General features: G+C 50.0%; 23 protein-coding genes and 1 pseudogene. 15 read left to right on the top strand and 9 right to left on the bottom strand.

Annotation, left to right across the window (positions count from 1 at the left end):
* A pseudogene (locus AAGC78_RS19540) lies at positions 1-182 on the bottom strand (exodeoxyribonuclease III); the annotation flags it as partial.
* A 210-nt stretch (positions 183-392) separates the two neighbouring features.
* Here AAGC78_RS19540 and pyrE point away from each other — a divergent pair.
* Positions 393-1,043, top strand: a complete 651-nt coding sequence (gene pyrE, locus AAGC78_RS19535) for an orotate phosphoribosyltransferase (RefSeq protein WP_435785786.1) — start codon at positions 393-395, stop codon at positions 1,041-1,043.
* Positions 1,044-1,066: 23 nt separating this feature from the next.
* Positions 1,067-1,684, top strand: a complete 618-nt coding sequence (locus AAGC78_RS19530; protein WP_435785785.1) for a hypothetical protein — start codon at positions 1,067-1,069, stop codon at positions 1,682-1,684.
* Between the two features lie 57 nt (positions 1,685-1,741).
* Here AAGC78_RS19530 and slmA read toward each other — a convergent pair whose 3' ends face one another.
* From slmA to coaBC, 4 genes are all read right to left on the bottom strand, one after another.
* A complete protein-coding gene (gene slmA, locus AAGC78_RS19525; protein WP_435785784.1) occupies positions 1,742-2,341 on the bottom strand; it encodes a nucleoid occlusion factor SlmA in 600 nt (199 codons plus the stop codon).
* A gap of 80 nt (positions 2,342-2,421) precedes the next feature.
* Positions 2,422-3,330, bottom strand: a complete 909-nt coding sequence (gene argB / locus AAGC78_RS19520; RefSeq protein WP_435785783.1) for an acetylglutamate kinase — start codon at positions 3,328-3,330, stop codon at positions 2,422-2,424.
* Between the two features lie 6 nt (positions 3,331-3,336).
* Positions 3,337-5,862, bottom strand: coding sequence for a phosphomannomutase/phosphoglucomutase (locus tag AAGC78_RS19515; RefSeq protein WP_435785782.1), 2,526 nt, complete (start codon positions 5,860-5,862; stop codon positions 3,337-3,339).
* A 56-nt stretch (positions 5,863-5,918) separates the two neighbouring features.
* Positions 5,919-7,121 (bottom strand): bifunctional phosphopantothenoylcysteine decarboxylase/phosphopantothenate--cysteine ligase CoaBC, encoded by a 1,203-nt coding sequence (gene coaBC / locus AAGC78_RS19510; RefSeq protein WP_435785781.1) that lies wholly within the window; start codon positions 7,119-7,121, stop codon positions 5,919-5,921.
* Between the two features lie 199 nt (positions 7,122-7,320).
* Between coaBC and radC the strand changes: the two genes are divergently transcribed.
* From radC to AAGC78_RS19485, 5 genes are all read left to right on the top strand, one after another.
* Positions 7,321-7,995 (top strand): RadC family protein, encoded by a 675-nt coding sequence (radC, locus tag AAGC78_RS19505; RefSeq protein ID WP_435785780.1) that lies wholly within the window; start codon positions 7,321-7,323, stop codon positions 7,993-7,995.
* A gap of 126 nt (positions 7,996-8,121) precedes the next feature.
* On the top strand, positions 8,122-9,036 hold the full coding sequence (locus AAGC78_RS19500; RefSeq protein WP_435785779.1) for a diguanylate cyclase: 915 nt from the start codon (positions 8,122-8,124) through the stop codon (positions 9,034-9,036).
* Between the two features lie 340 nt (positions 9,037-9,376).
* A complete protein-coding gene (rpmB, locus tag AAGC78_RS19495) occupies positions 9,377-9,613 on the top strand; it encodes a 50S ribosomal protein L28 (protein ID WP_133680424.1) in 237 nt (78 codons plus the stop codon).
* 16 nt (positions 9,614-9,629) lie between these two features.
* Positions 9,630-9,785 carry a 50S ribosomal protein L33 gene (gene rpmG / locus AAGC78_RS19490; RefSeq protein WP_007639321.1) on the top strand — a complete coding sequence of 52 codons (156 nt, stop codon included), beginning with the start codon at positions 9,630-9,632 and terminating at the stop codon, positions 9,783-9,785.
* Positions 9,786-9,980: 195 nt separating this feature from the next.
* The gene (locus AAGC78_RS19485) at positions 9,981-11,381 is read left to right on the top strand and encodes an HDOD domain-containing protein (protein WP_435785778.1); all 1,401 of its coding nucleotides are present in this window, start codon (positions 9,981-9,983) and stop codon (positions 11,379-11,381) included.
* 71 nt (positions 11,382-11,452) lie between these two features.
* Here the strand turns inward: AAGC78_RS19485 and AAGC78_RS19480 are convergent, their stop codons facing one another.
* Positions 11,453-12,097 (bottom strand): PEP-CTERM sorting domain-containing protein, encoded by a 645-nt coding sequence (locus tag AAGC78_RS19480; protein WP_435785777.1) that lies wholly within the window; start codon positions 12,095-12,097, stop codon positions 11,453-11,455.
* Positions 12,098-12,440: 343 nt separating this feature from the next.
* Between AAGC78_RS19480 and mutM the strand changes: the two genes are divergently transcribed.
* Positions 12,441-13,253, top strand: a complete 813-nt coding sequence (gene mutM / locus AAGC78_RS19475) for a bifunctional DNA-formamidopyrimidine glycosylase/DNA-(apurinic or apyrimidinic site) lyase (RefSeq protein WP_435785776.1) — start codon at positions 12,441-12,443, stop codon at positions 13,251-13,253.
* Between the two features lie 21 nt (positions 13,254-13,274).
* Here mutM and coaD read toward each other — a convergent pair whose 3' ends face one another.
* Positions 13,275-13,754 (bottom strand): pantetheine-phosphate adenylyltransferase, encoded by a 480-nt coding sequence (gene coaD, locus AAGC78_RS19470; RefSeq protein WP_435785775.1) that lies wholly within the window; start codon positions 13,752-13,754, stop codon positions 13,275-13,277.
* A gap of 143 nt (positions 13,755-13,897) precedes the next feature.
* Positions 13,898-14,524 carry a 16S rRNA (guanine(966)-N(2))-methyltransferase RsmD gene (gene rsmD, locus AAGC78_RS19465; protein WP_435785774.1) on the bottom strand — a complete coding sequence of 209 codons (627 nt, stop codon included), beginning with the start codon at positions 14,522-14,524 and terminating at the stop codon, positions 13,898-13,900.
* Positions 14,525-14,640: 116 nt separating this feature from the next.
* Here rsmD and ftsY point away from each other — a divergent pair, with 116 nt between their 5' ends.
* From ftsY to AAGC78_RS19430, 7 genes are all read left to right on the top strand, one after another.
* The gene (gene ftsY / locus AAGC78_RS19460; protein ID WP_435785773.1) at positions 14,641-15,744 is read left to right on the top strand and encodes a signal recognition particle-docking protein FtsY; all 1,104 of its coding nucleotides are present in this window, start codon (positions 14,641-14,643) and stop codon (positions 15,742-15,744) included.
* A gap of 23 nt (positions 15,745-15,767) precedes the next feature.
* The gene (gene ftsE, locus AAGC78_RS19455; protein ID WP_435785772.1) at positions 15,768-16,436 is read left to right on the top strand and encodes a cell division ATP-binding protein FtsE; all 669 of its coding nucleotides are present in this window, start codon (positions 15,768-15,770) and stop codon (positions 16,434-16,436) included.
* Positions 16,433-17,503 carry a permease-like cell division protein FtsX gene (ftsX, locus tag AAGC78_RS19450; RefSeq protein WP_435785771.1) on the top strand — a complete coding sequence of 357 codons (1,071 nt, stop codon included), beginning with the start codon at positions 16,433-16,435 and terminating at the stop codon, positions 17,501-17,503. The genes ftsE and ftsX overlap by 4 nt, the downstream gene beginning before the upstream one ends.
* Before the next feature lie 117 nt (positions 17,504-17,620).
* Positions 17,621-18,481 (top strand): RNA polymerase sigma factor RpoH, encoded by an 861-nt coding sequence (gene rpoH, locus AAGC78_RS19445; protein ID WP_435785770.1) that lies wholly within the window; start codon positions 17,621-17,623, stop codon positions 18,479-18,481.
* Positions 18,482-18,570: 89 nt separating this feature from the next.
* Positions 18,571-18,954 (top strand): DUF423 domain-containing protein, encoded by a 384-nt coding sequence (locus AAGC78_RS19440; RefSeq protein WP_435785769.1) that lies wholly within the window; start codon positions 18,571-18,573, stop codon positions 18,952-18,954.
* A 100-nt stretch (positions 18,955-19,054) separates the two neighbouring features.
* Positions 19,055-19,744, top strand: a complete 690-nt coding sequence (gene trmB, locus AAGC78_RS19435) for a tRNA (guanosine(46)-N7)-methyltransferase TrmB (protein WP_435785788.1) — start codon at positions 19,055-19,057, stop codon at positions 19,742-19,744.
* Positions 19,745-19,926: 182 nt separating this feature from the next.
* Positions 19,927-20,973 carry an OmpA family protein gene (locus AAGC78_RS19430; RefSeq protein ID WP_435785768.1) on the top strand — a complete coding sequence of 349 codons (1,047 nt, stop codon included), beginning with the start codon at positions 19,927-19,929 and terminating at the stop codon, positions 20,971-20,973.
* An 83-nt stretch (positions 20,974-21,056) separates the two neighbouring features.
* On the opposite strand, the gene AAGC78_RS19425 is transcribed toward AAGC78_RS19430, so the two are convergent.
* Positions 21,057-21,932, bottom strand: a complete 876-nt coding sequence (locus tag AAGC78_RS19425) for an SDR family oxidoreductase (protein WP_435785767.1) — start codon at positions 21,930-21,932, stop codon at positions 21,057-21,059.
* Between the last annotated feature and the right edge of the window lie 18 nt (positions 21,933-21,950).

Here is a 21,950-nt window from a genome sequence, read left to right as displayed (position 1 = left end):
CCTGAATCGAAAAAATAGGCGTGATAGCCCTTGAGTTCGAACTCGGGTTTTTCCAGCTCACGCTCTAATGCGCGTAAATCCTGTAAACAGATAAAATCTGCATCCTGATTCGCGAGCCACGTGTATAGGCCGCGTTGCGCCGCCTGAAAAATACCATCGACGCTAAGACTGATAACTCTCATGTTAGCCCCTTGATTACGGACTGTGTATCATACCCGAGCTTTGTGTGATTGTGTTACCGCCAATGCTGGGTTTTTTGTGGTAAACGTTACGATTTTTCACATCCTTACATTTGAAGCTCTGTAGTAGTTCAAATGCGAGCCTGCTCTTAGGCAGTACCTCGTTGTATTTATTTTGTCACCTCAAACTTAGTTCATAGTCGGATATTTTGCATGGAAAAATACCAATTTGATTTTATTCAGCTAGCTGTCAGACACCAAGCACTATGCTTTGGTGAGTTTTTGCTCAAGTCCGGCCGCACCAGTCCCTACTTTTTTAACGCCGGACGTTTCCAAACTGGTCAGGCGCTTGCTGAATTAGGCCGCTATTATGCGGCGGCAATCACTGCATCCGGCGTTGAGTTCGATATAGTGTTCGGCCCGGCTTACAAAGGTATTCCGTTGGCAGCGACCACGGCGATTGCGCTCGCCGATGAGTTTGAGCGCGACCTGCCTTACTGCTATAACCGCAAAGAGGCAAAAGACCACGGCGAAGGCGGAACCTTGGTAGGAGCACCATTGCAGGGAAAAGTTCTCATTGTGGATGACGTTATAACCGCAGGCACGGCGGTGCGTGAAGTGATGAGTATCATCAATGCAGCTGGAGCAAAACCTGCGGCAGTATTAATTGGCTTGAATCGCCAGGAAAAAGGGCAGGGGCAGATTTCTGCAATCCAGGAAGTAGAACAAACCTTTGGAATTCCTGTCATTAGTATTATTAACTTAAACCACATCATTGATTATCTTGAAACCCAAAGTGGGCAAGAGGCAATGGTGGATAAAATCAAAGAGTATCGCGCTACCTACGGTGTAGATTTGGCGTGATATAACCGAGGTGACTGACATAGATGCGTAGCTTGTTGTTGGTATTAATCACGTGTAGTTCGCTCTTAATAGGTGGATTGGTCGCAGCTCAGCAAGAGACGCCGAGCAAGGTGATTTATCGCTATAAAAACAAGGAAGGCAATACGGTATTGGATAGTGCGATTCCCCCGCAGTATGTTAACAACGGTTACGAGATTATGTCGCTCAGTGGCAAGGTGATTAAAGTTGTTGCGCCAGTAGTGCAGGGAACAGAGGGTGAACGTTTGCAGCGGGAAAAAGTAGCCCAACAAGAGCGTGAGCGTGAAGATATTCAATTGCGTCGTAGCTATAGCAACGTTACTGATATTGATGCGGCAAAGACGCGAAATTTAGAAAGTTTACGTGGCAATATCAACATTTTACAAGCTAATTTGACATCTACTCGTACACGGTTACAAACATCGCAATCACAAGCGGCGGCTATTGAGCGCAGTGGACGGCAGTTACCTGAAGATTTGCAAAAAAATATCAATACGCTAGTGCAGGATGAAAAAGATATTCAGCTCCAAATCCATCAGCGTGAAGAAGAACTTAATGTGGTAGAGAAAAAATTTGATGATGACCGCAAGCGGTTTCTTGAAATTAGCCAAGAGCCACAATAGCTCAAGCAATAAAAAAACCGGCGTACGCCGGTTTTTTTTATGTCTCTTTTTTGTCAGTTAATTTGCGATTAAAAAACCTTGCGCAATAAGCTGCCACTGCTCTTGCCAATGCTCGGTAGGGCGGCGGCGGAATTCGGTACGCACAAATTCAGCGATGCGACCATCGGCCAATGCAATTAATAAATTTGCTGCTGCAGCAAGCGGTAGTTGCGGATGTAAACCTTCGCGCAATTCTGCTTCGCGCAGAATTTGTTTTAATTGTGTTTCGATACGGTCAAAAAATTGTGCAATGCGAACCCGTAAACGTTCCGTCTCACCAGTCAGTGCGTCGCCAGTGAGCAGCCGGGTCAAGCCAGGATTGCGTTCGGCGAAAGTGAGTAAAAGAGAGAGAATTTTTTCGCAGCGTTTGAGAGTGGATTTTTCTTCTGCCAGAATTATTGTAATGCGTGAGAAAATAGTTTCTTCAATAAATTCAATCAAGCCCTCAAACATTTTGGATTTGCTGGGAAAGTGGCGATAGAGCGCTGCTTCCGATACGCCAACTTCTTTTGCCAGTGCGGACGTGGTAATACGTTCACCGGGGCTGGCTTCCAGCATACGTGCCAAACATTCAAGAATTTGTTGGCGGCGCGGGGTTTTGCTTGGGGTTTTATTCATAACGACTCCGTTCAGAGTTACTCGCTTTGGAGCGTTCCATTCTGGATGAGTGCGCCTTATAAAAAGGCGCACTCGCAGGATCATACATTGCGCGCTTTATTGGTTATCAATGTTCCTACACCAGCATCGGTAAAAATCTCCAACAAAACAGCGTGATCAACACGGCCATCAATAATATGCGCGCTGGTTACGCCCGCTTTTACTGCGTCGAGTGCGCAGGCAATTTTTGGCAACATGCCGCCATAGATAGTGCCATCGGCAATTAAACCATCGACTTGTTCTGTGCTAAGGCCGGTTAACACTTTGCCTTGTTTGTCTTGCAGGCCGGACACATTGGTGAGCAACATTAATTTTTCTGCGCGTAAAAATTCGGCGATTTTACCGGCGACTAAATCGGCGTTGATATTGTACGACGCTCCATCTTCACCCACGCCTATTGGTGCGATCACCGGAATAAAGTCGCTATTGATCAGCATATCGATAACGGAGGTGTTTACATTTTCCACTTCACCGACATGGCCGATATCGAGAATTTCTGGGGCGAGCATTTCCGGTGTTTTGTGGGTAACGGTTAATTTTTTTGCTTGGATTAATTTGCCGTCTTTACCAGTAAGACCAATTGCCTGGCCGCCGTTGCGATTAATCAAACTGACAATTTGCTTGTTAACAGTACCGCCCAACACCATTTCCACTACATCCATGGTTGCACTGTCGGTAACACGCATACCGTTGATGAATTCGGATTTGATACTGAGTTTTTCCAGCAAGCTACCAATTTGCGGGCCGCCGCCGTGCACTACTACCGGATTCATGCCAACCAGTTTCATTAAAACGATATCGCGTGCAAAACTGTTTTGCAGCTCTTCGCCTTCCATCGCATTGCCACCAAATTTTACCACCACGGTTTTACCGGTGAAGCGTTGGATGTAAGGTAGCGCTTCGGTTAATACATTGGCGATATTCATCGCTGATTCGCGGTTTAAAGACATAACAAATTAATCCTGTGAATTGATATTGAACGTTAAACGGTTGTCGACTTTTAGCAATTCCCGTTTGAATATGTTTTGGATTTTTTCGAGTGCATCCTGAGACTCTGCTTCAAAGCGCAAGGTTAATGCAGGTGAAGTGTTTGATGCGCGCACAAGTCCCCAGCCTTTGGTGTAGTCAACGCGTACGCCATCAATCGTAGTGATATTGCCATTGGCAAACTCACCAATCTCGCCGAGCTTATCAATAAGCCTGAATTTTTCGGCATCAGCAACGTTAATTTTAATTTCAGGTGTTGAATGCAATTGCGGAAATGCTGAAAAAATATCATCGATTTTTTGGTCGCGCAGAGTAATGATTTCCAGCAGACGCGCCATGGCATAGATGCCGTCATCAAAACCATACCAGCGGTCTTTGATAAAAATATGACCGGAATATTCGCCACCAATAAGCGCCTGGGTTTCCTCCATTTTTGCTTTCATAGGGGAATGGCCAGTTTTCCACATGATGGGGCGGCCGCCGTAGCTACTGATTACCTGATTCAATTGACGCGAACATTTTACGTCGAACAATACATCGGCACCGGGATTACGCGAAAGCACATCTTTGGCGAATAACATTAATAATCTGTCAGGCCAGATGATATCGCCCTTCGGGGTGACAACAACTAATCGATCACCGTCACCATCAAATGCAACACCTATATCAGCATTGCTTTCTTGCACTTTTTCAATCAATGCTTGTAGATTTTTTTCGATAGTGGGGTCGGGATCATGGTTGGGGAACTCGCCATCCAGATCGCAAAATAATGGAATTACATCGCAGCCCAATTCTTCAAACAACTGTGGTGCGACTACACCGGTCACAGCATTGCCGGCATCTACAACGATTGTTACATTGCTGGCGAGCGCGACATCAGAAAAAATTCGATCAATATAGTCGGGAATAATGGTGCGAGGTATTTCTTCCCCCAAGCCCTGTTGAAACCGCTGGCTGATAATGCGTGAACGCAAATCTACAACAGCGTCGTCAGCGAGTGCCCGATTGTTAATGACGACCTTAAAGCCATTATATTCTTTCGGATTGTGGCTAGCGGTTACCATCACGCCGCTGCTGGTATCATCGAAATGAAACGTAGAAAAATACATCAATGGTGTAGGCACGACGCCAATGTTAATAACGTTGCAGCCAGAGCGTAGGATTCCGCGTATCAACGCTTGGGTTAGTGATTCACTGTGGGTGCGGCCATCACGCGCAACAACTATTGCCTGTTCACCCTGATCTATTGCTTCACTCCCAACTGCCTGACCAATTAATTGTGCAAGCTCTGGTGTAATCTGTTCGCCGATTAAACCGCGAATATCGTAGGAGCGAAATATTTCGGCGGGCACGTCTTCTTCATTGATTTTGTTGCGCGCAGGTGCACTGGTTTTTTTGCCTGATGTCTGCAGACCTAGAATGTTTTCATCTTCATCAATAACAGCAATATCGAGAATATCTTGTTTTTGAAACATCGGGTTTGTCATTGCATCGTCGGCGTTAACAGATTCTTTACTGGTTTTTACGACTTCCGCCACTGACGGGGTGATATTGTTTTGTTCGCCCAATTCAAATCGCACAAGAATTTTGCTGAGGAACCAAACCAGTGCCAAGCTGCCAGCGACAATCAGGCTGGTAATCATCAACCAAAATGCGGGTAGCTCTTCTGCAAGTTTTACCATTTCAGCGGATGGAGTAAATTTTACTACGAGGTGACTACCTGAAATTTCGCTTTGCTGGCTCTCACCTGCATTGCCGGAACCAACTTTTTGGACAATTTGTGGTGGGCTATCCTTGAACTGCTGCAGTAAAACATACTCACCTAAGTTAAGTTCGGCATTGCCAAATAACTTGATTATTTCGGTAGCATCGGTGGTGACCATTAATGTACCAGCTACTTCGCTTTTATCAGTTGACGCGAGTGGACGTACCCAATTAAACATCCAGCGTCCTTTTATCTCGACGAGCTCTGGTAATGCAGGTTGGCGCTTCTCTGCGCGCTGGATTAAATCCAGTTCAGCGTAACGAATAGGAAACTCTGCTTCGCGATCCAACTCCGCACTGCCAAGTGGAATCAGCCGCAGTTTGAGCGCACCAGCGGTTTGTGTCTGCCATTTGTTTTCCAGCTGCTCGCGCGTTTCAGGGGTATTTTCAACATTGGTGAAATCGAGACTGGCGATTAATTCAGGTTCGGCGGCGAGCTTATCAACTAGCTGTGTTTGATCCTGAAGATAGTGCGCGAGTAATTTGCTGCGCTCATCTACGTTTGTCTGGGTTAAAACCAGTAAATTTTCCTGCTGCTTTTTTACGATTAGATACTGATAAAGCACATAGCCAATAATGGCGTTGAGCACTAATGCAACACCAAGCAATATTAAAAGTATTTTTTGCTGGACTGCGGCTTTACGTTTTGCAGCATCAAGCGCGCGTTGGGCGCTGCGCGATAAAGGCGCGGTTGCATCATTTTTTGGTTTTGATAAGTCCTGTGGGCTCACACCGATACCTTTCTGTTTAACTAAACCGTGAATGTTATTGTGGTAATCAACGTTATTTACTGTGCAGTTATTTTTTGCGCAAAGCGTGCGATCAGCTCGCGCGCTAATTGATGCTTGCTGCGTTGGCTAATATCGGTCTCGCTCTGTTCATCGATCAGGGTGACGGCATTGTCATCGCTGTTAAAGCCAATGCTGCTATCGCTGATATTGTTAGCAACAATCAGGTCCAGATTTTTGCGTACTAATTTACTTCGTGCATATTCGAGAACATTTTCACTTTCTGCTGCAAAACCAACGGTAAAAGGTTTGGGTTTGCGCGCAGCGATGCTGGCGACTATATCGGGATTTTTCACCAGCGTGATTGTCAGGGTATCGCTCGCACCTTTTTTCATTTTCTGTGGTGCGATTTGCTCCGGGCGATAGTCGGCGACGGCAGCGGCGGCGATAAATAAATCGCAACCTTCAACAGCGTTTATGCTTGCCGCATACATTTCCTCTGCCGTAACCACATTGATACGCTTGACGCGCTCGGGTGCAGCTAATTGAGTTGGGCCGCTGATCAAGATTGTCTCTGCGCCTGCTTCGGCAGCGGCTTCTGCGAGTGCATAACCCATTTTGCCGGAGCTGTAATTGCTCAGGTAGCGCACTGGGTCCAGTGCTTCACGCGTTGGGCCTGCGGTAATAACTACTTTTTTGCCCGCCAAGCTGCCGCTGATAAACAGGCTTTCGGCGGCAGCGACTAATTGCAATGGTTCCAGCATACGTCCTGGGCCAATATCACCGCAGGCTTGGCCGCCGTCGGCAGGGCCAAAGATATGGATTTTGCGTTGCAACAGAATATCCAGATTGGCTTGGGTGCTGGCATTGCGCCACATGCCCTGGTTCATCGCCGGTGCTAGCGCAATCGGGGCGGCAGTTGCAAGGCAGATACTGGTGAGCAAATCATTGCCCATGCCTTGGGTGAGGCGCGCCATAAAATCAGCGGTAGCCGGGGCGATCAATACCAAATCCGCCCAGCGCGCTAGCTGGATATGACCCATGCCCGCTTCAGCTTCAGGATCGAGCAACTCGGTGTGTACCGGATTGCCGGAAAGTGCCTGCAGGGTCAGCGGAGTAATAAATTCCTGCGCTGCCGGAGTCATCACCACTTGCACGCGCGCGCCGGCATCTTGCAGACGGCGCACCAGATCGGCACTTTTGTAGGCGGCGATGCCACCGGTCACGCCGAGCAGGATCTGTTTATTGGCGAGTGAAGTCATGGATATGGAAAAGCCCCAACTGAAAGAGAGTCGTACAGTGTTCAACCTTAGCCTCAACGGGCGTAATTGGCCACTAACGGCGCCAGCCCCGCAGGGCTTGACGAAAGGTGGTTAAGATACCATTCTTGCTCGCGTTTTCGTAACTGCCAGCCATGTATTGACGGCAGAAAGGAATGATCCCACTACAACGGAGTTGTCTATGTCGATTGCCCATTGGCCCGAGGCCGAACGCCCCCGCGAAAAACTACTTTCCCTTGGCCCGCGCGCCTTATCCGATGCCGAATTGCTCGCTATTTTCCTGCGTGTTGGTTGTGTGGGGAAATCGGCGGTCGATCTTGCGCGTGAATTGCTGCAGGAGTACGGCGGTCTGCGCCAGTTATTGGAGGCATCGCAAGCCGAATTCTGCCGCGGATTGGGATTGGGGAATGCCAAATACGCGCAATTACAGGCGGTGTTGGAAATGGGGCGCCGCCATTTATCGGCATCCATGAAAGCCGGCGATTTGCTTACCAGTCCGGATTTAGTGCGCAGTTATTTGAGCGCTCAATTGCGCCACCAACCGCGTGAAGTCTTCGCCGTCTTGTTTCTGGATAGCCAGAATCGCCTGATCACCTATGAAGAGTTATTTTTCGGCACCATTGACGGCGCTTCGGTGTATCCGCGCGAGGTGGTCAAGCGGGCGCTTGCTCACAATGCGGCTGGTCTTATCCTTTCCCACAATCACCCAAGCGGCATTGCCGAGCCGAGTCAGGCTGACTGCCGTATCACCCGTCGGCTACAAGAAGCATTGGAGCTGATTGACGTAAAAGTATTGGATCACATGGTGGTGGGCGATGCCGAGGTAATCTCTTTCGCTGAACGTGGATTGCTGTGATGGTCGGGGTGGACTGTCGATATAATGTTAATTTTGGTGCCAGGCTACAAAAGTGCCCAAGCCTCTGCTATACCAGATCGAGTGAGAGCGAGCTGTATCCCTCCACAATTGTATTGGATGACTGCTGTGACCGACCATTTGGACATACTTCTGGACATGCTGTCCGCCTTGCCCGATCCCGTTTTTGTCCTGACTGAATCCGGGCGCTACGCTGCGTTGATTGGCGGCCAAGATCGCCAGCATTATCACGATGGCGCGCATCTGGTTGATTTCAGTCTTTACGATGTTCTCCCCAAGGCCGATTGGTTTTTGGAGCAAATCAATATCACCTTGGATTTGAATCAGTTGCGGATCGTGGAATACGGCCTTGCTGGCGCTGATGTTGATGGTCTGGATACCCAAAAAGGCCCGGAAGGCGAGATCTGGTTTGAAGGGCGCATCCAACCCTTGGCAGCACCGGTCAATAATGAGCGTGCCGTGGTATGGGTTGCCTGTAATATCACCCGTCGTCACCAGCTCGAAACCCAATTGCAACTTCTGAGCGAAACCGACGAACTTACCGGCGCTTACAACCGCCGGAAGCTGTTGGATGCGCTTACCCTGTCATTAACACGTTTTCGGGAGCGCCAGATTCCCACCGCCGTTGTACTTATGGATGTGGATCATTTCAAAAGCATTAATGATCGTTTTGGGCATGTTGCGGGTGATGAGGTGTTGCGCGGTATCGCCCATCACGCCATGGCGCATTTGCGGGACAGTGATCTATTTGCCCGTTTTGGCGGGGAAGAGTTCGCGTTGCTGCTGCCGAACACTATATTGGAAGCGGCGAAAGTGATTGCCGAGCGCCTGCGTTTGGCGATTGCCAGCGGCAATTTCCTACCCGATAGCCAGCCACCATTGGTGGTGACTGCCAGCATGGGCTTGAGTTTGATTCAGCCACAGGATCAGGCGATTGAAGCTATTCTGCGGCGGGTCGATGACGCGCTTTATCGGGCCAAGCGCAGCGGGCGTAATTGTCTAGTTGTTGAGGCGCAGGTTTGATGGCAACAACGCTGTCTGTTTTTCAGCCAAGCATCATTCAATCCGGCCTGTTCAGAGAAAACTGCAGATTTTTGGTCAAAAAAACAGCTTTTCATTGCTATTGCAGGACTGTTTTGGTATAAAACGCGGCTCTTTGCGGCAGGGTTGTGAAGACGTATTAAAAGAGCGTCATTTCAGCGCGAATTTCCCTCTGGAATTTGCTGCTCCTACCCTGATTTAATCCGCTTACAGGAAAGAATAGGCTGCTTACAACAATGCTCTAGGCTGGTTGTTAGTCTGTTTTACGGTTCTAACACAGCGCTTCCAGCTTAGCGCGCTGATTTTTTAATGAGGCAATAAAATGTCCAAGGTATGTCAAGTTACTGGTAAACGTCCAATTACCGGCAACAATGTTTCCCACGCAAAAAACCACACCAAGCGTCGTTTTTTGCCAAACCTGCAATCTCACCGTTTTTGGGTGGAAGCTGAGAAGCGTTTCGTAACTCTGCGCCTGACTCCAAAAGGTATGCGTATCATCGACAAGCGTGGCATTGACGCTGTGTTGGTAGATGTTCGTGCCAACGGCCATAAAGTGTAATTAGGAGCTTATAGTCATGCGCGAAAAAATTCGTCTGAACTCTTCTGCTGGTACTGGTCACTTCTACACGACTGACAAGAACAAGCGCACCATGCCAGAAAAGATGGAAATCAAAAAGTTTGACCCAGTTGTGCGCAAGCACGTGGTCTACAAAGAAGGCAAAATCAAGTAAGTTGATTTTGTGTTCGTGAAAAACCCGGCTATAGGCCGGGTTTTTTTATGCCTGTGATTTTTGTGATCATAAAAATCTGACATTAACTGCCAAAAAGCAGAATTCAGCGACCTGAACTACACTCATTACATAAAAGTAAATAATTGCATTCCTCCACTTTCATGCTGCTTCACTTCCCGATAAATAGGCTTTCCCATGACAGAGATTCGCGGGCTTGAGGCATGGATGACGACTCTTGCCGAACAAGAATTACCTACGCTCAACGCGGTGGTAAGAGAGATTTGTGAGCTGAGCGAAAATGAAAAATGCCGCGCAGAAGATTTAACTAAAATTATTCTGCGCGATGCTGACCTCACCTCCAAGGTGTTAAAGATCGCCAACTCGGTGCACTACAACCCGTCATTCGCATCAATCAAAACGGTATCGCGTGCGATTGTCCATTTGGGTTTTGACAACCTGCGCAACATCACTCTTGCCACCACCCTGATTGAAAATTTTTTGCAAGGCAAACCCAAGATCCATTTGATCCAAAGTCTGGCGCGCTCATTTCATGCGGCAGTGCAAGCGAAAGCGATGGTGCCATTTTTGGATGGTGAGAAAAAGGAGCAAGTATTTATCGCAGCACTGTTGCGCAATATCAGTGAGCTCGCGCTAATTTCTACCGGGCGAAAAGTGGTGGAAGATTTTATCGACGCGCGCGATAAAGAGCCGCAATCCGAACACAGTTTGGCGGTGGAATATTTGGGCGTAGATACGAGTTTGTTGTCGCGCCATCTTATTAAAGATTGGGCATTGGGTGATTTATTAAGCGAAGCCTGCGATAACCATGTGCACTCCAGTGCAGCGGCGCGCGCGGTTAATTTGGGTAATGAAATTAGCACTTATATTCATCGCGGAATAAAAAGCCCTGAGTTGCAAAAGTTATGTCAGCAAACGGCAAGCTTATGCAAAATTTCATTTGATGAAGCGCGCGACCAAGTGTTGCTGATGGCCGATGAAGCTTCGGTGATCGCAAAAATTTACGGCGTTGAAGTATTGATTGGCGCGCTACCAGATCCTGCTGTTATTGAACAAAAGGAAATGACGGCAGAGAAACCGGATTATTTATTCCAACAGCAATTAAACCAGATTCATAAAGCCATGCTCGCGGGTGAGGGCTTTCCCAAAATTACCCAGCTTTCGCTTGCCTCTTTGCATGAGGGGGCGGATATAGCGCGTGTGGCGATTTTGGTTGTCGATCATAAAAGTAAGATGTTGGATGTGCGTTATGTCATTGGTAAAGGAACACATCTGTGGCGTCAGCAAATTAAAATTAATCTGGAGCAGTTGCGCAAAGGTGAATTGCTGCATGAGTTTTTGCGCAATCAACAACCGCTCTGGTACCAACCAGCAGTTGCTCAAAAAGATATTGGATCTCTGCAAATGATGGGTGCTAAGGGCGCCATTTTTCTTGCGCCTTTATCATTAAACAAGCGCTTGATGGCGATTGCTTACGCAGATGCCGAAGCGGGAAATTTGAGTGCGCGCCAGTTTGAGGAGTTTCAATTGATAGCCAATCAACTGAATTTAATGATGCGTTTTAGTGCGGGAAGTTAATTTATAACTGTCGAGCAATAAAAAAACCGCTGCGTGATTAAATCATGCAGCGGTTTTTTATATCGCGGAATTTATTGTTGGTGTTTGATACGAACTTGGCGACGCGCCAAGCCCAAACCGATCAAGCCCATCAGGAATAATGCTGCAGTTGTAGGCTCGGTCACTGACACTGACTGTTTGAATGCGTGATTGTCGCTTTCAAAAGCAAAACCATTGCTGGTTAATTTCACACTGTCGAACGCATCGTTGCCGAAGTTAAAGTTGATGTAGCGATTGGATGCAAAACTCAGTTGGTTACCATCGGCAAATTGCCCAACAATATCGCTACCGGAATAACTCGCTACCAGCGCGTTGTTCAGGTAAAAGCTGATGAAGTTGTAACTGTCGATTGAGCCCCAATAAAGGCCAAAGTAATCAGCTGTAGTGCCTAGTGAAAAAGTAGCGCTCAAGCTGGTTGGCGAAGGGTTGGGTACGCTCAGGTATTGGGAATCAATCCCTAACGGTTGTGCGTACAAACCGCTCTGGCTGCCATTTACCAAAGCAAAGTCACCTACACAGCTCGCATAGCCACAGCCCGAGTTAAAGTCGATAGTAGTGGCGCCGGCTACAGAAGTAGTGACATCACCGGTGTTAGAAAGGGAGATAACAGGTAGCGCTTGCGCAGCGCCAGTTACTAGCACTAACGGGAATAGTAACGCGGTAAACAGGTTTTTCATTTAACACTCCAGAGGATAAACGATTCGCAGGTGCCGATTAGCTAAAACTAACCGAATACCAAGCGATCCATAACACACCAAATGGCGTTTGCCCGCTACCTCTGGGTTTTCGCCAACTTTTGTCATTGAGCAACTTGCAGGCCAATTCAATGCAAAAGTGCGAATTGGTTCTCAAATTAATGTGACTGTTATCACATTTAAAATTCTAGTGAAATTTTTGTTTATTTCCACGCCATTTAAAGAACATTTGGTGTGATTTCAATGAATTTTGCGCCATAAAATGGTGATTTGGTTCTATCAGCCTTTTAGTATGTAATCTTTCGCAATAAATTCAGGAATATCTATGCCCGAGTTACCCGAAGTAGAAACCACTCTGCGCGGTATTGCGCCCCATGTGGTTGGTCAGAAAGTGACGGAGATTGTCATCCGCCAGCCGCAGTTGCGCTGGCCAATTACTGCCGGTCTGGCGGAGTTGGTGGCCGGGCGCAAGCTGATCAATGCGTCGCGCCGGGGTAAGTATTTGCTGCTGAACTTTGGCAATGGCCATGCGCTGATCCATTTGGGCATGTCGGGGAGTTTGCGCATCGTTAAGCCGGGTGAGCCGCCATCGTTCCATGACCATTTTGATCTGGTATTCGGCAAGCGCGTGCTGCGTTACTGTGATCCGCGTCGTTTTGGCTGTTTGTTATGGGTCGAGGGTGAACCCGAGATCCATAAATTGTTGGCAGGCTTGGGGCCGGAGCCGCTTACCGATGGTTTTACCGCTGATTATCTGTATGAGCGGACGCGCAAGCGCAGCCAGGCGATCAAACAATTCATCATGGACAGCAAAATTGTAGTGGGGGTGGGCAACATTTACGCGAATGAGTCGCTGTTTATGGCGCGCATCAAACCAATCCGCAAAGCCGGTTCACTGACACGCAAAAACTGTGAGGATCTGGTACGCGATATCAAGTTTGTCCTGCAGCGCTCGATTGACCAAGGCGGGACGACATTGCGCGATTTTGTCGGCGGCGACGGCAAACCCGGTTATTTCAAGCAGGAGCTATTGGTTTACGGGCGCGGCGATCAGCCTTGCACCCTGTGCAAGAAGCCGCTGAAAGAGGTGCGCATGAATGATCGCACAACTGTCTATTGCGTCGATTGTCAGAAATAAGCGAAGGGAAATAACGGCGGCTTATTTGCCGAACTTGTGCTTTAGGGCGGATTCCACTGGGCCAGCGACAAACTTGCTGACATCACCGCCGAGGAAGGCGATTTCGCGCACGATGGAAGAGGAGATGTACGAGAGGTGCTCGGCCGGGGTGAGGAAAATGCTCTCCATGGTCGGCGCCAGCGCGCGGTTCATATTCGCCAACTGAAATTCGTACTCAAAGTCCGATACGGCGCGCAGTCCGCGCAATACCGCTTGGGCGTTTTGCTGGCGGACAAATTCCACTAACAAAATATCGAAGCCACACACAGTCACATTAGGCACATGGGCTAGTGTTTCCTGCGCCAAGGCGACGCGCTCATCCAGCGTAAACAGCGGGTTTTTGCGATTGCTGGCAGCGACTGCGACTATCACATTGTCGAACAGGCGGCAGGCGCGTTCTACCAAATCGATATGGCCATTGGTGATGGGGTCAAATGTACCTGGGTAGACCACTGTGCGCATAAATGTATTCCGTGGTGGGTGCCGGTCGGCGAGGCGCGCATGGTACAAAATTCACTGGTGGCTGACCAGCGAGAGCACCATCACATTTTCAGCTCCCATTCCATCTATGGTTATGTTTTGGGCTGGGAGCTGCGGTTATTAGTTTAGTTGTTATTTTCTACAGTATGGCGATGGTACAAACGGAAACTGACTTGTCCTGCCTGCTTGTCGCGATGTAAATGCCAGTTGGCGGGCAGCTGCAAGTGCGCATCGCGCGGTGCTTCCAGATAAATAGTTGCCTCATCGCTAAGCCAGTTGCCAGCTTCGAGTGCAGCGGCGATTTTCTCCCACAGATCAAGTGCAAAGGGCGGGTCGATAAAGACAATATCGAAGCGCTGCGCCGGTTGCTGACGAGTCAGCCAAGCGAGGCTGTCGGTCTGCTCAACCTTGCCGTTGTCCGCTTGCAGTAGCTGCAAGTTGCTTTTTAGCTGACCTGCAGCATTGGCATTTTTCTCCAGCAACAGACTGGATTCCGCCCCGCGCGATAACGCTTCCAATCCTAAAGCACCTGAACCGGCAAACAAATCGAGGCAGTGTGCGCCTTGGATTTCCGGCGCCAGCCAGTTAAATAACGTCTCGCGGATGCGGTCACCGGTTGGACGCAGGCCGTCGACATCGGGAAAGTTGAGTTTGCGTCCGCGCCATAAGCCGCCAATGATGCGCAGTTGGTTGCTGCCTTTAGCAGCGTTGGCAGGACTTTTATTGCGTGTTTGGGCAGCAGTTTTGGACAAGGCATTTCTCTACGGGCAGATCAGAAGTGTTAGGATAGCGGCTTTGTTGAATTTGCAGAATAACAATTCTGCACGTGTGTATTAACAGCCCCTAGCTAACACTCCAGACCAACACTATGTTTTTCAATCTGTTTAAAAAGTCCGAAAAGCCCGATACCACCAACACAACGCCAAGCGCGACGCCCGATGAGCAATTGCCCGTGGCAGCTGATACCCAGCCAGCATCGGTTGAGGTTGCGCCAGAACCGGTAGTTGCCGAACCCGAAGTTCCCGCTGAAGCGCCTGCCAAACTTGGTTTCTTTGCCCGTATCAAACAAGGCCTTAGCCGCACCAGCAGCAATTTTGCGGAAGGCTTGGGCAATCTGTTCCTTGGCCGCAAAACCATCGACGAAGACCTGTTCGAAGAACTGGAAACCCAGTTGTTGGTGGCCGATGTGGGTATGGAAGCGACCAGCGAAATTATCGACAGCCTCACCACCCGCGTTGCGCGCAAGCAGCTCAACGATGTGGATGCGCTTTATAAGGCGCTGCGCGATCAGCTTACCGATTTGCTCCGTCCGGTGGAAAAGCCGCTGGTGATCGACACGACTAAAGAGCCCTACGTAATTCTGGTGGTGGGTGTGAACGGGGTGGGTAAAACCACCACCATCGGCAAGCTCGCCAAGCGCCTGCAAAACGAAGGCAAAAAAGTCATGCTTGCAGCGGGGGATACTTTCCGCGCCGCTGCGGTCGAACAATTGCAAGTCTGGGGTGAGCGCAACAATGTACCGGTGATCGCCCAGCACACCGGCGCCGATTCAGCCTCGGTTATTTATGATGCGTTGCAAGCGGCCAAGGCACGCGGCATTGATGTGATCATCGCCGATACTGCTGGTCGCCTGCACAACAAAAACCATTTGATGGATGAGCTGTCCAAGGTTAAGCGCGTGATGGCCAAGCTCGATGATTCGGCGCCCCACGAAGTCTTGTTGGTGCTGGATGCGGGCACCGGCCAGAACGCCGTCAACCAGGCCGAGCAATTCCGCGATGCTGCTGGCGTGACCGGTTTGGTGCTGACCAAGCTCGATGGCACGGCCAAAGGCGGGGTGATCTTCGCCCTGAGTAAGAAATTTGCGCTGCCGGTGCGTTTTATTGGTGTCGGTGAAGCGATTGATGATTTGCAGCCATTTGCGGCTGAGCCGTTTATCAAGGCGCTGTTTAACCAGACGGACGCCAGTTAATAATTCAGTAAACAGGGTTTGTTGTGATTCGATTTGAGACCGTAAGCAAGCGCTACGATACCGGCTACGAAGCCCTAGCGCGGGTGGATTTTGAAGTCCAGGCCGGAGAAATGCTGTTTCTGACCGGCCACTCGGGCGCCGGTAAAAGTACACTCATGAAGCTCATCATGCTGATGGAGCAGCCATCTAACGGCCATGTTTATGTCGATGGCCATCATCTGGCGAGCATGCCGAAAAGCCAGATTCCCTATTTTCGCCGCAATATCGGCGTCGTCTTCCAAAACCACCAGCTGCTGTTTGATCGCACTGTTTACGACAATGTCGCCCTGCCGCTGCAGGTCGCAGGTTATCCCCATCAGGAAATAGGCAAGCGCGTGCGCGCGGCGCTGGATAAAGTCGATCTGCTCGATAAAGAGCGCAGCAATCCGGTGGTCTTATCAGGTGGTGAGCAGCAGCGGGTGGGTATCGCCCGCGCTGTGGTCAACAAGCCAACGCTGCTGTTAGCGGATGAACCAACCGGTAACCTCGATCCGGAATTATCCAACGAAATCATGACCCTGTTCCGCCAGTTCAATGAGGTGGGCACGACCGTGATGATCGCCACCCATGATATCGAGCTGCTCAGGCGCATGAACAAGCGCGTACTGGGTCTGGTGCAAGGCAAACTGGTACACGACGGGGTGCTCTGGTGAAATCGAATCGTCCGCCTTCAAAACCCGAACGCCGCCCCAACCGCATGGGCGCCAGCGCTACTACCCGCACTGAGCGCCCGCGCCGCGAGCCGCCGCCGCGCGCCGAGAATGTCCGCCCACAAGGTGCGGTGCAGAGCCAGATGTCGCTGCGCGATAAGTTCGATGCCTGGAGCGCCCACCACAGCAATTCGGCCATCGAAAGCCTGTTGCGCATGCTGGGTACGCCGCTGCAAAGTTTGATGACTTGGCTAGTGATTGCGATTGCTATCGCCCTGCCAGCGGCATTGTTCGTGGTATTCAACAATGTCCAGCAGATTGGCCAAAGTTGGCAGGATTCGAACCAGATTTCGGTGTTCCTGAAAAAGGATGCCACGGCGACCCAAGCCCAGGATTTGCGCAGCCGCTGGGCCAAGCGCCCGGATGTCGCCCAAGCGACTTATGTGTCGCCGGAGCAGGCACTGGAGGAATTCAAACTGGGTTCCGGCCTGGGTGAGCTGGCGAATCATTTGGATGAAAACCCGCTGCCGGCGGTGATTATGGTCAAGCCAAAAGTGGTGGGGCCAGATGCATTGACCTCCCTGCAGCAATCCTTGGTGGCCGACCCCTTAGTGGCAGATGTGCGTCTGGATATGTTGTGGGTCAAGCGCCTGCATCAGTTCATTACCGTCGCTGAGCGCTTCGTGGTCGCCTTGGCCGGACTGCTGGCGTTGGGGGTGTTGCTGGTGATTGGCAATACCATCCGCATGGCGATTGAAGCCCGGCGCGATGAAATTGTGGTGGTGAAATTGGTCGGCGCGACCGATGCCTATGTGCGCCGCCCGTTTCTCTATACCGGCCTATGGTTTGGTGTAGGCGGCGGCATAGTGGCGGCGATCATACTCGCGGTGGGCTTCTGGTGGTTATCGGTGCCAGTTACGCAACTCGCTGATCTATACCAAAGCAGTTTTCGTTTACAGAGTTTGGGCTTTATCGAAAGCCTGCAGTTGATCCTGATTGCTGGATTGACCGGATTATTGGGCGCCTGGATCGCCGTGACGAGGCATTTGTATGTCATCCAGCCGCGCTAAATAAGGGCAAAGCTGCGCCACTACTGGATATGCAGGTGCCAAAAAGGAACTTTTTCGGCTCTGGCGCAACCAATAATCGGGTGATACACTCGGGCAATATTGAAATCGGAGGTAAACATGAGCACAAGCACAAGTCTGCAACCTATTGGCATTCTCGCCCCTGGTGCAAACCTGAATGCCTATGTTCAGGCGGTCAGCAGCTTCTCTATTCTAACTGTTGAGCAGGAGCAGGAGCTGGCACGCGATTTGGTCAGCAATGGCAACCTCGACGCTGCGCGTAAATTGGTTATGGCGCACTTGCGTTTTGTGGTGCACATCGCCCGCTCTTACAATGGTTACGGCCTGCCGCTGGGTGATCTGGTGCAGGAGGGTAACGTCGGCCTGATGAAGGCGGTCAAACGTTTCGATCCGGACAAAGGCGTGCGTTTGGTGTCATTCGCGGTGCATTGGATCAAAGCTGAAATCCACGAATTTATCCTGAAAAACTGGCGCATCGTTAAAATCGCTACCACTAAAGCCCAGCGTAAGCTGTTCTTTAATCTGCGCAGCGCTAAAAAGCGTTTGGCGTGGTTGAGCAATGATGAAGCTCACGCGGTTGCGGCGGATTTGGGGGTTGATGTCAAACAAGTGCGCGAGATGGAAGGCCGTTTGGCTTCCTACGACGCCGGTTTTGATGCAGGCGAAGACGATGAAGATGATGGTTATGTTGCTCCGGCACATTACCTCGAAGATAACCGCTATGATCCGGCTGTGCGTTTGGAAGAATCCAACTGGGAAGAATCCAATGTCAATGGTCTGGAAAAAGCGCTGGAAAAACTGGACGACCGTAGCCGTGTCATCCTGCAGCGCCGCTGGTTGAATGATGACAAAGCGACCTTGCACGATCTGGCAGCTGAATATGGTGTATCTGCTGAGCGCATCCGCCAGTTGGAAAAAAATGCCATGAACAAAGTTAAAACCATGATGTTGGAAGCCTGACCGGTTACCTGAATCATCGAAAAAAGCCGCGCCTAGCGCGGCTTTTTTATTTCTACCCTTAATTAAATTGCTTTGCGGAGGATGTTACTTTGGCGCGTTTTTTCCTGATGATCGCTGCAATTGGCGGCTTTTTAGCAGTTGTTATAGGGGCATTTGCCGCTCATGGTTTGCGCAAAGTGCTCACTCCGGAAATGATTGAAGTAGTGAAAACCGGTGTCCAGTATCAGATGTATCACGCGCTGGCGCTGTTTATAGTCGGCCTGTGGCTCAGTTACAAACCTGCGACTCCGGGGTTAAAAGCGGGCGGTTTAGCCTTTATAATGGGTGTCCTGTTATTTAGTGGAAGTCTGTACGCTCTGGCAATGGGCGCTCCGCGTTGGCTCGGCCCTGTCACCCCTCTGGGTGGGCTTTGTTTCCTGATCGGTTGGTTATTGTTGCTGGTTGCCGCGTGGCGATCCAAGCCAGCCGACTGATTTTTCCTACATCATAATTTGTGTCCTTATGTCTGACCTTTCTACCACTGAATTACCTGAGTTAACTCCCGACCTTGAAGCCGGTGAGGAAGGGTTTCTTATCAAACCCGAATTTAAACCCAAGTCGATCCGCAGTTTTGTGATTCGCGCCGGGCGTATTACCGTGGGCCAAAAGAATGCATTTGATAGCTGGTGGCCGACGTTTGGTCTTAGCCTGTTCAAAGGCAAGATTGACCCCGAGCAAGTGTTTGGACGTAAAGCGCCACTGGTGCTGGAGATTGGTTTCGGCATGGGCGATTCGCTGCTAGAGATGGCGCGCAACGAGCCGGATAAAAATTTTATCGGTATCGAAGTGCATCCGCCCGGCGTTGGCCGCCTGATTAATGTGGCGGGGCAGGAGAACCTGACCAATCTGCGCGTGTACATGGCGGATGCGATGGATGTACTGGAAGATTGCATTCCTGACGGCGCCATTGACCGCTTGCAACTATATTTCCCCGATCCATGGCATAAGAAGAAGCACAATAAGCGTCGGATTCTACAGTCAGCCTTTGTTCAGGAAGTTCGCCCTAAGATGGCGACTGGCGGCATATTCCACATGGCGACCGACTGGCAGGCGTACGCCGAGCATATGTTGGAAGTAATGAGTAATGCGCCAGGGTTTGAGAATACCTGTGCGGATACGGTTTATGCTCCAAGGCCTGATTACCGGCCGATCACCAAATTCGAAAAGCGCGGTGAACGTCTTGGGCATGGCGTTTGGGATTTGTTGTTCAAAAAAACATCATAAATTGGCATAAACTGCCTTAATTTGTTAATGTAACCAGCTGAAAATAATGATGAAATGGATTTTGGTAAGCACTGAGCTTTAGATCGTCAACCGGTCGAGATTTTTTTACACGCTTTAGACTTTTAATCAATCGAGGGAATCAGGTTGTTTTTTGGGACCTCGCTATTTTCTACGGAGAACAAATGGCTATGAAACACACACAAGTACTTGCCCTTTCTGCTGCAATTGCAGCCGTAATTTCAACTGGCGCTCACGCAGATAACCACAAAGTAGAAATCCATGCTGACGCTGGCCGTACCTTTTTTGAAGACCCGCTGAAAGACGCTAACACCTGGGGTCTTGGTGTTGGTTTTTACCTGAATGAAAACTGGATGTTGGATCTGGTTGCCAGCAAATACGATACCGAAACCCAAACCGGTGGTATCGATGTTGACGGTACCCAATACCGTTTGGATTTGTTGTACCACATCAACACTGAAAGCGCATGGCGTCCATACGTAGCCTTCGGTGTAGGCGATCAAGAGCGTGAATTCAACGCAGCAAACGCTTGGTCTGAGCGCGACACTCTGCTCAACTTGGGCGCTGGTGTTAAGCGCGATCTGGGTAACAGCTGGCAGTTCCGCACCGACGTGCGCGCATTTAACAGCCTCGACAACGAATACACTGACCTAGCAGTGACTGCAGGTATCGCTTATGTATTCGGTGAGAAAGCAGCTCCTGCTCCAGCACCAGCTCCGGTAGCTGCACCAGTAGAAGTTGATAGCGATGGCGACGGCGTATTTGACTCAAAAGACAAATGCCCAGGCACTCCAAAAACCCATAAAGTTGACGAAGTTGGTTGTTCATTGAAATTGACCGAAACTGTGGCAATTCAATTGAAAATTACCTTCGATACCGCTAAAGCAATCATCAAGCCTGAGTTCCAGGGCGAAGTGGCAAAATTGGCTACCTTCATGAACCAATACGCTGACACCGTTGTGACCGTTGAGGGCCACACTGACAGCCAGGGTTCTGACGCCTACAACCAAAAACTGTCACAAAGCCGTGCTGATTCAGTAAAAGCAGCTTTGATCACCAGCTACGGCATTGGCGCTGACCGCGTTAAAGCAGTTGGTTACGGCGAAGCTAAACCAGTTTCAGATAACACTACTGCAGCTGGCCGTGAGCAAAACCGTCGCGTAGTAGGTCAAGTATCTACCGCTGTGACCAAGGTTGAGACTCGCAACTAATCCTTTAATAAAGCATTAGTGAGTTGATAAAAAACCCGGCCTTGCGCCGGGTTTTTTATTGCCTGCTTTTTTAACCGGCAGTTTTATTTTTGTTCATCGACCAAAGGCCCGTAACCGCTGCGGAAATCTGCAAATTGCAGTTGATATCCCGTCGCCAGTAAGCGCTGGTTGCTGATGCGTTTGTTGCCTCGCTCATTCACCGCATCGGGTGACAAAAAGTGCTCAATTCCCAATCGCTGCGCAATCCAGCTGACCACTTCAAGCATCGGCGCTGGGTAAGAATCAGTGGCCACATAGAGCCCGGCAATTTCCTGCTGGTTTTGCAGATCAATTAAATGGGCGAGCACACCGGCGCAGTCTTCGGCGTGGATGCGGTTGGTGATGTGCGGGCTGGCAGACGCGCGCCCTTGCTTCACCTGCTCGATCAAACGGTTGCGGCCCGGCCCGTAAATCCCGCTAAAGCGGATGATGCTGAGGGCAAAACCGCTTTCCTGAACAACTCGTTCAGCTTCGAGCAAACGCTTGCCGCTAAAGCTTTCCGGCTGAGTGGGTGAGTTCTCATCGACCCAGCTGCCATCGTCCTGCGCATAGACGGCAGTACTGGAGACAAAAATGATCAGGCGCGGTTGCTGCGCTTGCCGTTTCAAGCTGGCGACCAAATTGCGACAGGTTTGGACATAAGCGCGCTCGTATCCCGCATCGCTGCGTTCGGCGGGGGTCATACTGACTACGACTACCGCAAAACCTTGTTGGATAATGGTATCGAGCTGATTGGCTTGGGTTGCGTCGCAAACCTGATAAGTCAGCCAAGGCTGATTGGCTGGTGGATTGCGTCGCAAGCCGGTGACTTGGTAGCGATTGGGGTCGAGCCGATGCGCAAGGCGCTGGCCTATGTCGCCGCATCCAACAATGAGTAGCTTTTCCGGCTGTTTTTCTTGTGAAGATGGGTTAATTGTCATTTGATAAATGCCACTAAT

Origin of the sequence: Cellvibrio sp., assembly GCF_039207905.1 — a bacterium.
Taxonomy (GTDB): domain Bacteria; phylum Pseudomonadota; class Gammaproteobacteria; order Pseudomonadales; family Cellvibrionaceae; genus Cellvibrio.
Note: the sequence above shows the minus strand (reverse complement) of the source record. Positions and strands in the feature narration are given on the sequence as shown.

Excerpts from the sequence above, each read along its gene's own strand:
- pyrE (WP_435785786.1), top strand. The coding sequence starts at position 393 with ATGGAAAAATACCAATTTGATTTTATTCAGCTAGCTGTCAGACACCAA.
- AAGC78_RS19530 (WP_435785785.1), top strand. The coding sequence starts at position 1,067 with ATGCGTAGCTTGTTGTTGGTATTAATCACGTGTAGTTCGCTCTTAATA.
- slmA (WP_435785784.1), bottom strand. The coding sequence starts at position 2,341 with ATGAATAAAACCCCAAGCAAAACCCCGCGCCGCCAACAAATTCTTGAA.
- argB (WP_435785783.1), bottom strand. The coding sequence starts at position 3,330 with ATGTCTTTAAACCGCGAATCAGCGATGAATATCGCCAATGTATTAACC.
- coaBC (WP_435785781.1), bottom strand. The coding sequence starts at position 7,121 with ATGACTTCACTCGCCAATAAACAGATCCTGCTCGGCGTGACCGGTGGC.
- radC (WP_435785780.1), top strand. The coding sequence starts at position 7,321 with ATGTCGATTGCCCATTGGCCCGAGGCCGAACGCCCCCGCGAAAAACTA.
- rpmB (WP_133680424.1), top strand. The coding sequence starts at position 9,377 with ATGTCCAAGGTATGTCAAGTTACTGGTAAACGTCCAATTACCGGCAAC.
- rpmG (WP_007639321.1), top strand. The coding sequence starts at position 9,630 with ATGCGCGAAAAAATTCGTCTGAACTCTTCTGCTGGTACTGGTCACTTC.
- AAGC78_RS19485 (WP_435785778.1), top strand. The coding sequence starts at position 9,981 with ATGACAGAGATTCGCGGGCTTGAGGCATGGATGACGACTCTTGCCGAA.
- AAGC78_RS19480 (WP_435785777.1), bottom strand. The coding sequence starts at position 12,097 with ATGAAAAACCTGTTTACCGCGTTACTATTCCCGTTAGTGCTAGTAACT.
- mutM (WP_435785776.1), top strand. The coding sequence starts at position 12,441 with ATGCCCGAGTTACCCGAAGTAGAAACCACTCTGCGCGGTATTGCGCCC.
- coaD (WP_435785775.1), bottom strand. The coding sequence starts at position 13,754 with ATGCGCACAGTGGTCTACCCAGGTACATTTGACCCCATCACCAATGGC.
- ftsY (WP_435785773.1), top strand. The coding sequence starts at position 14,641 with ATGTTTTTCAATCTGTTTAAAAAGTCCGAAAAGCCCGATACCACCAAC.
- rpoH (WP_435785770.1), top strand. The coding sequence starts at position 17,621 with ATGAGCACAAGCACAAGTCTGCAACCTATTGGCATTCTCGCCCCTGGT.
- AAGC78_RS19430 (WP_435785768.1), top strand. The coding sequence starts at position 19,927 with ATGGCTATGAAACACACACAAGTACTTGCCCTTTCTGCTGCAATTGCA.
- AAGC78_RS19425 (WP_435785767.1), bottom strand. The coding sequence starts at position 21,932 with ATGACAATTAACCCATCTTCACAAGAAAAACAGCCGGAAAAGCTACTC.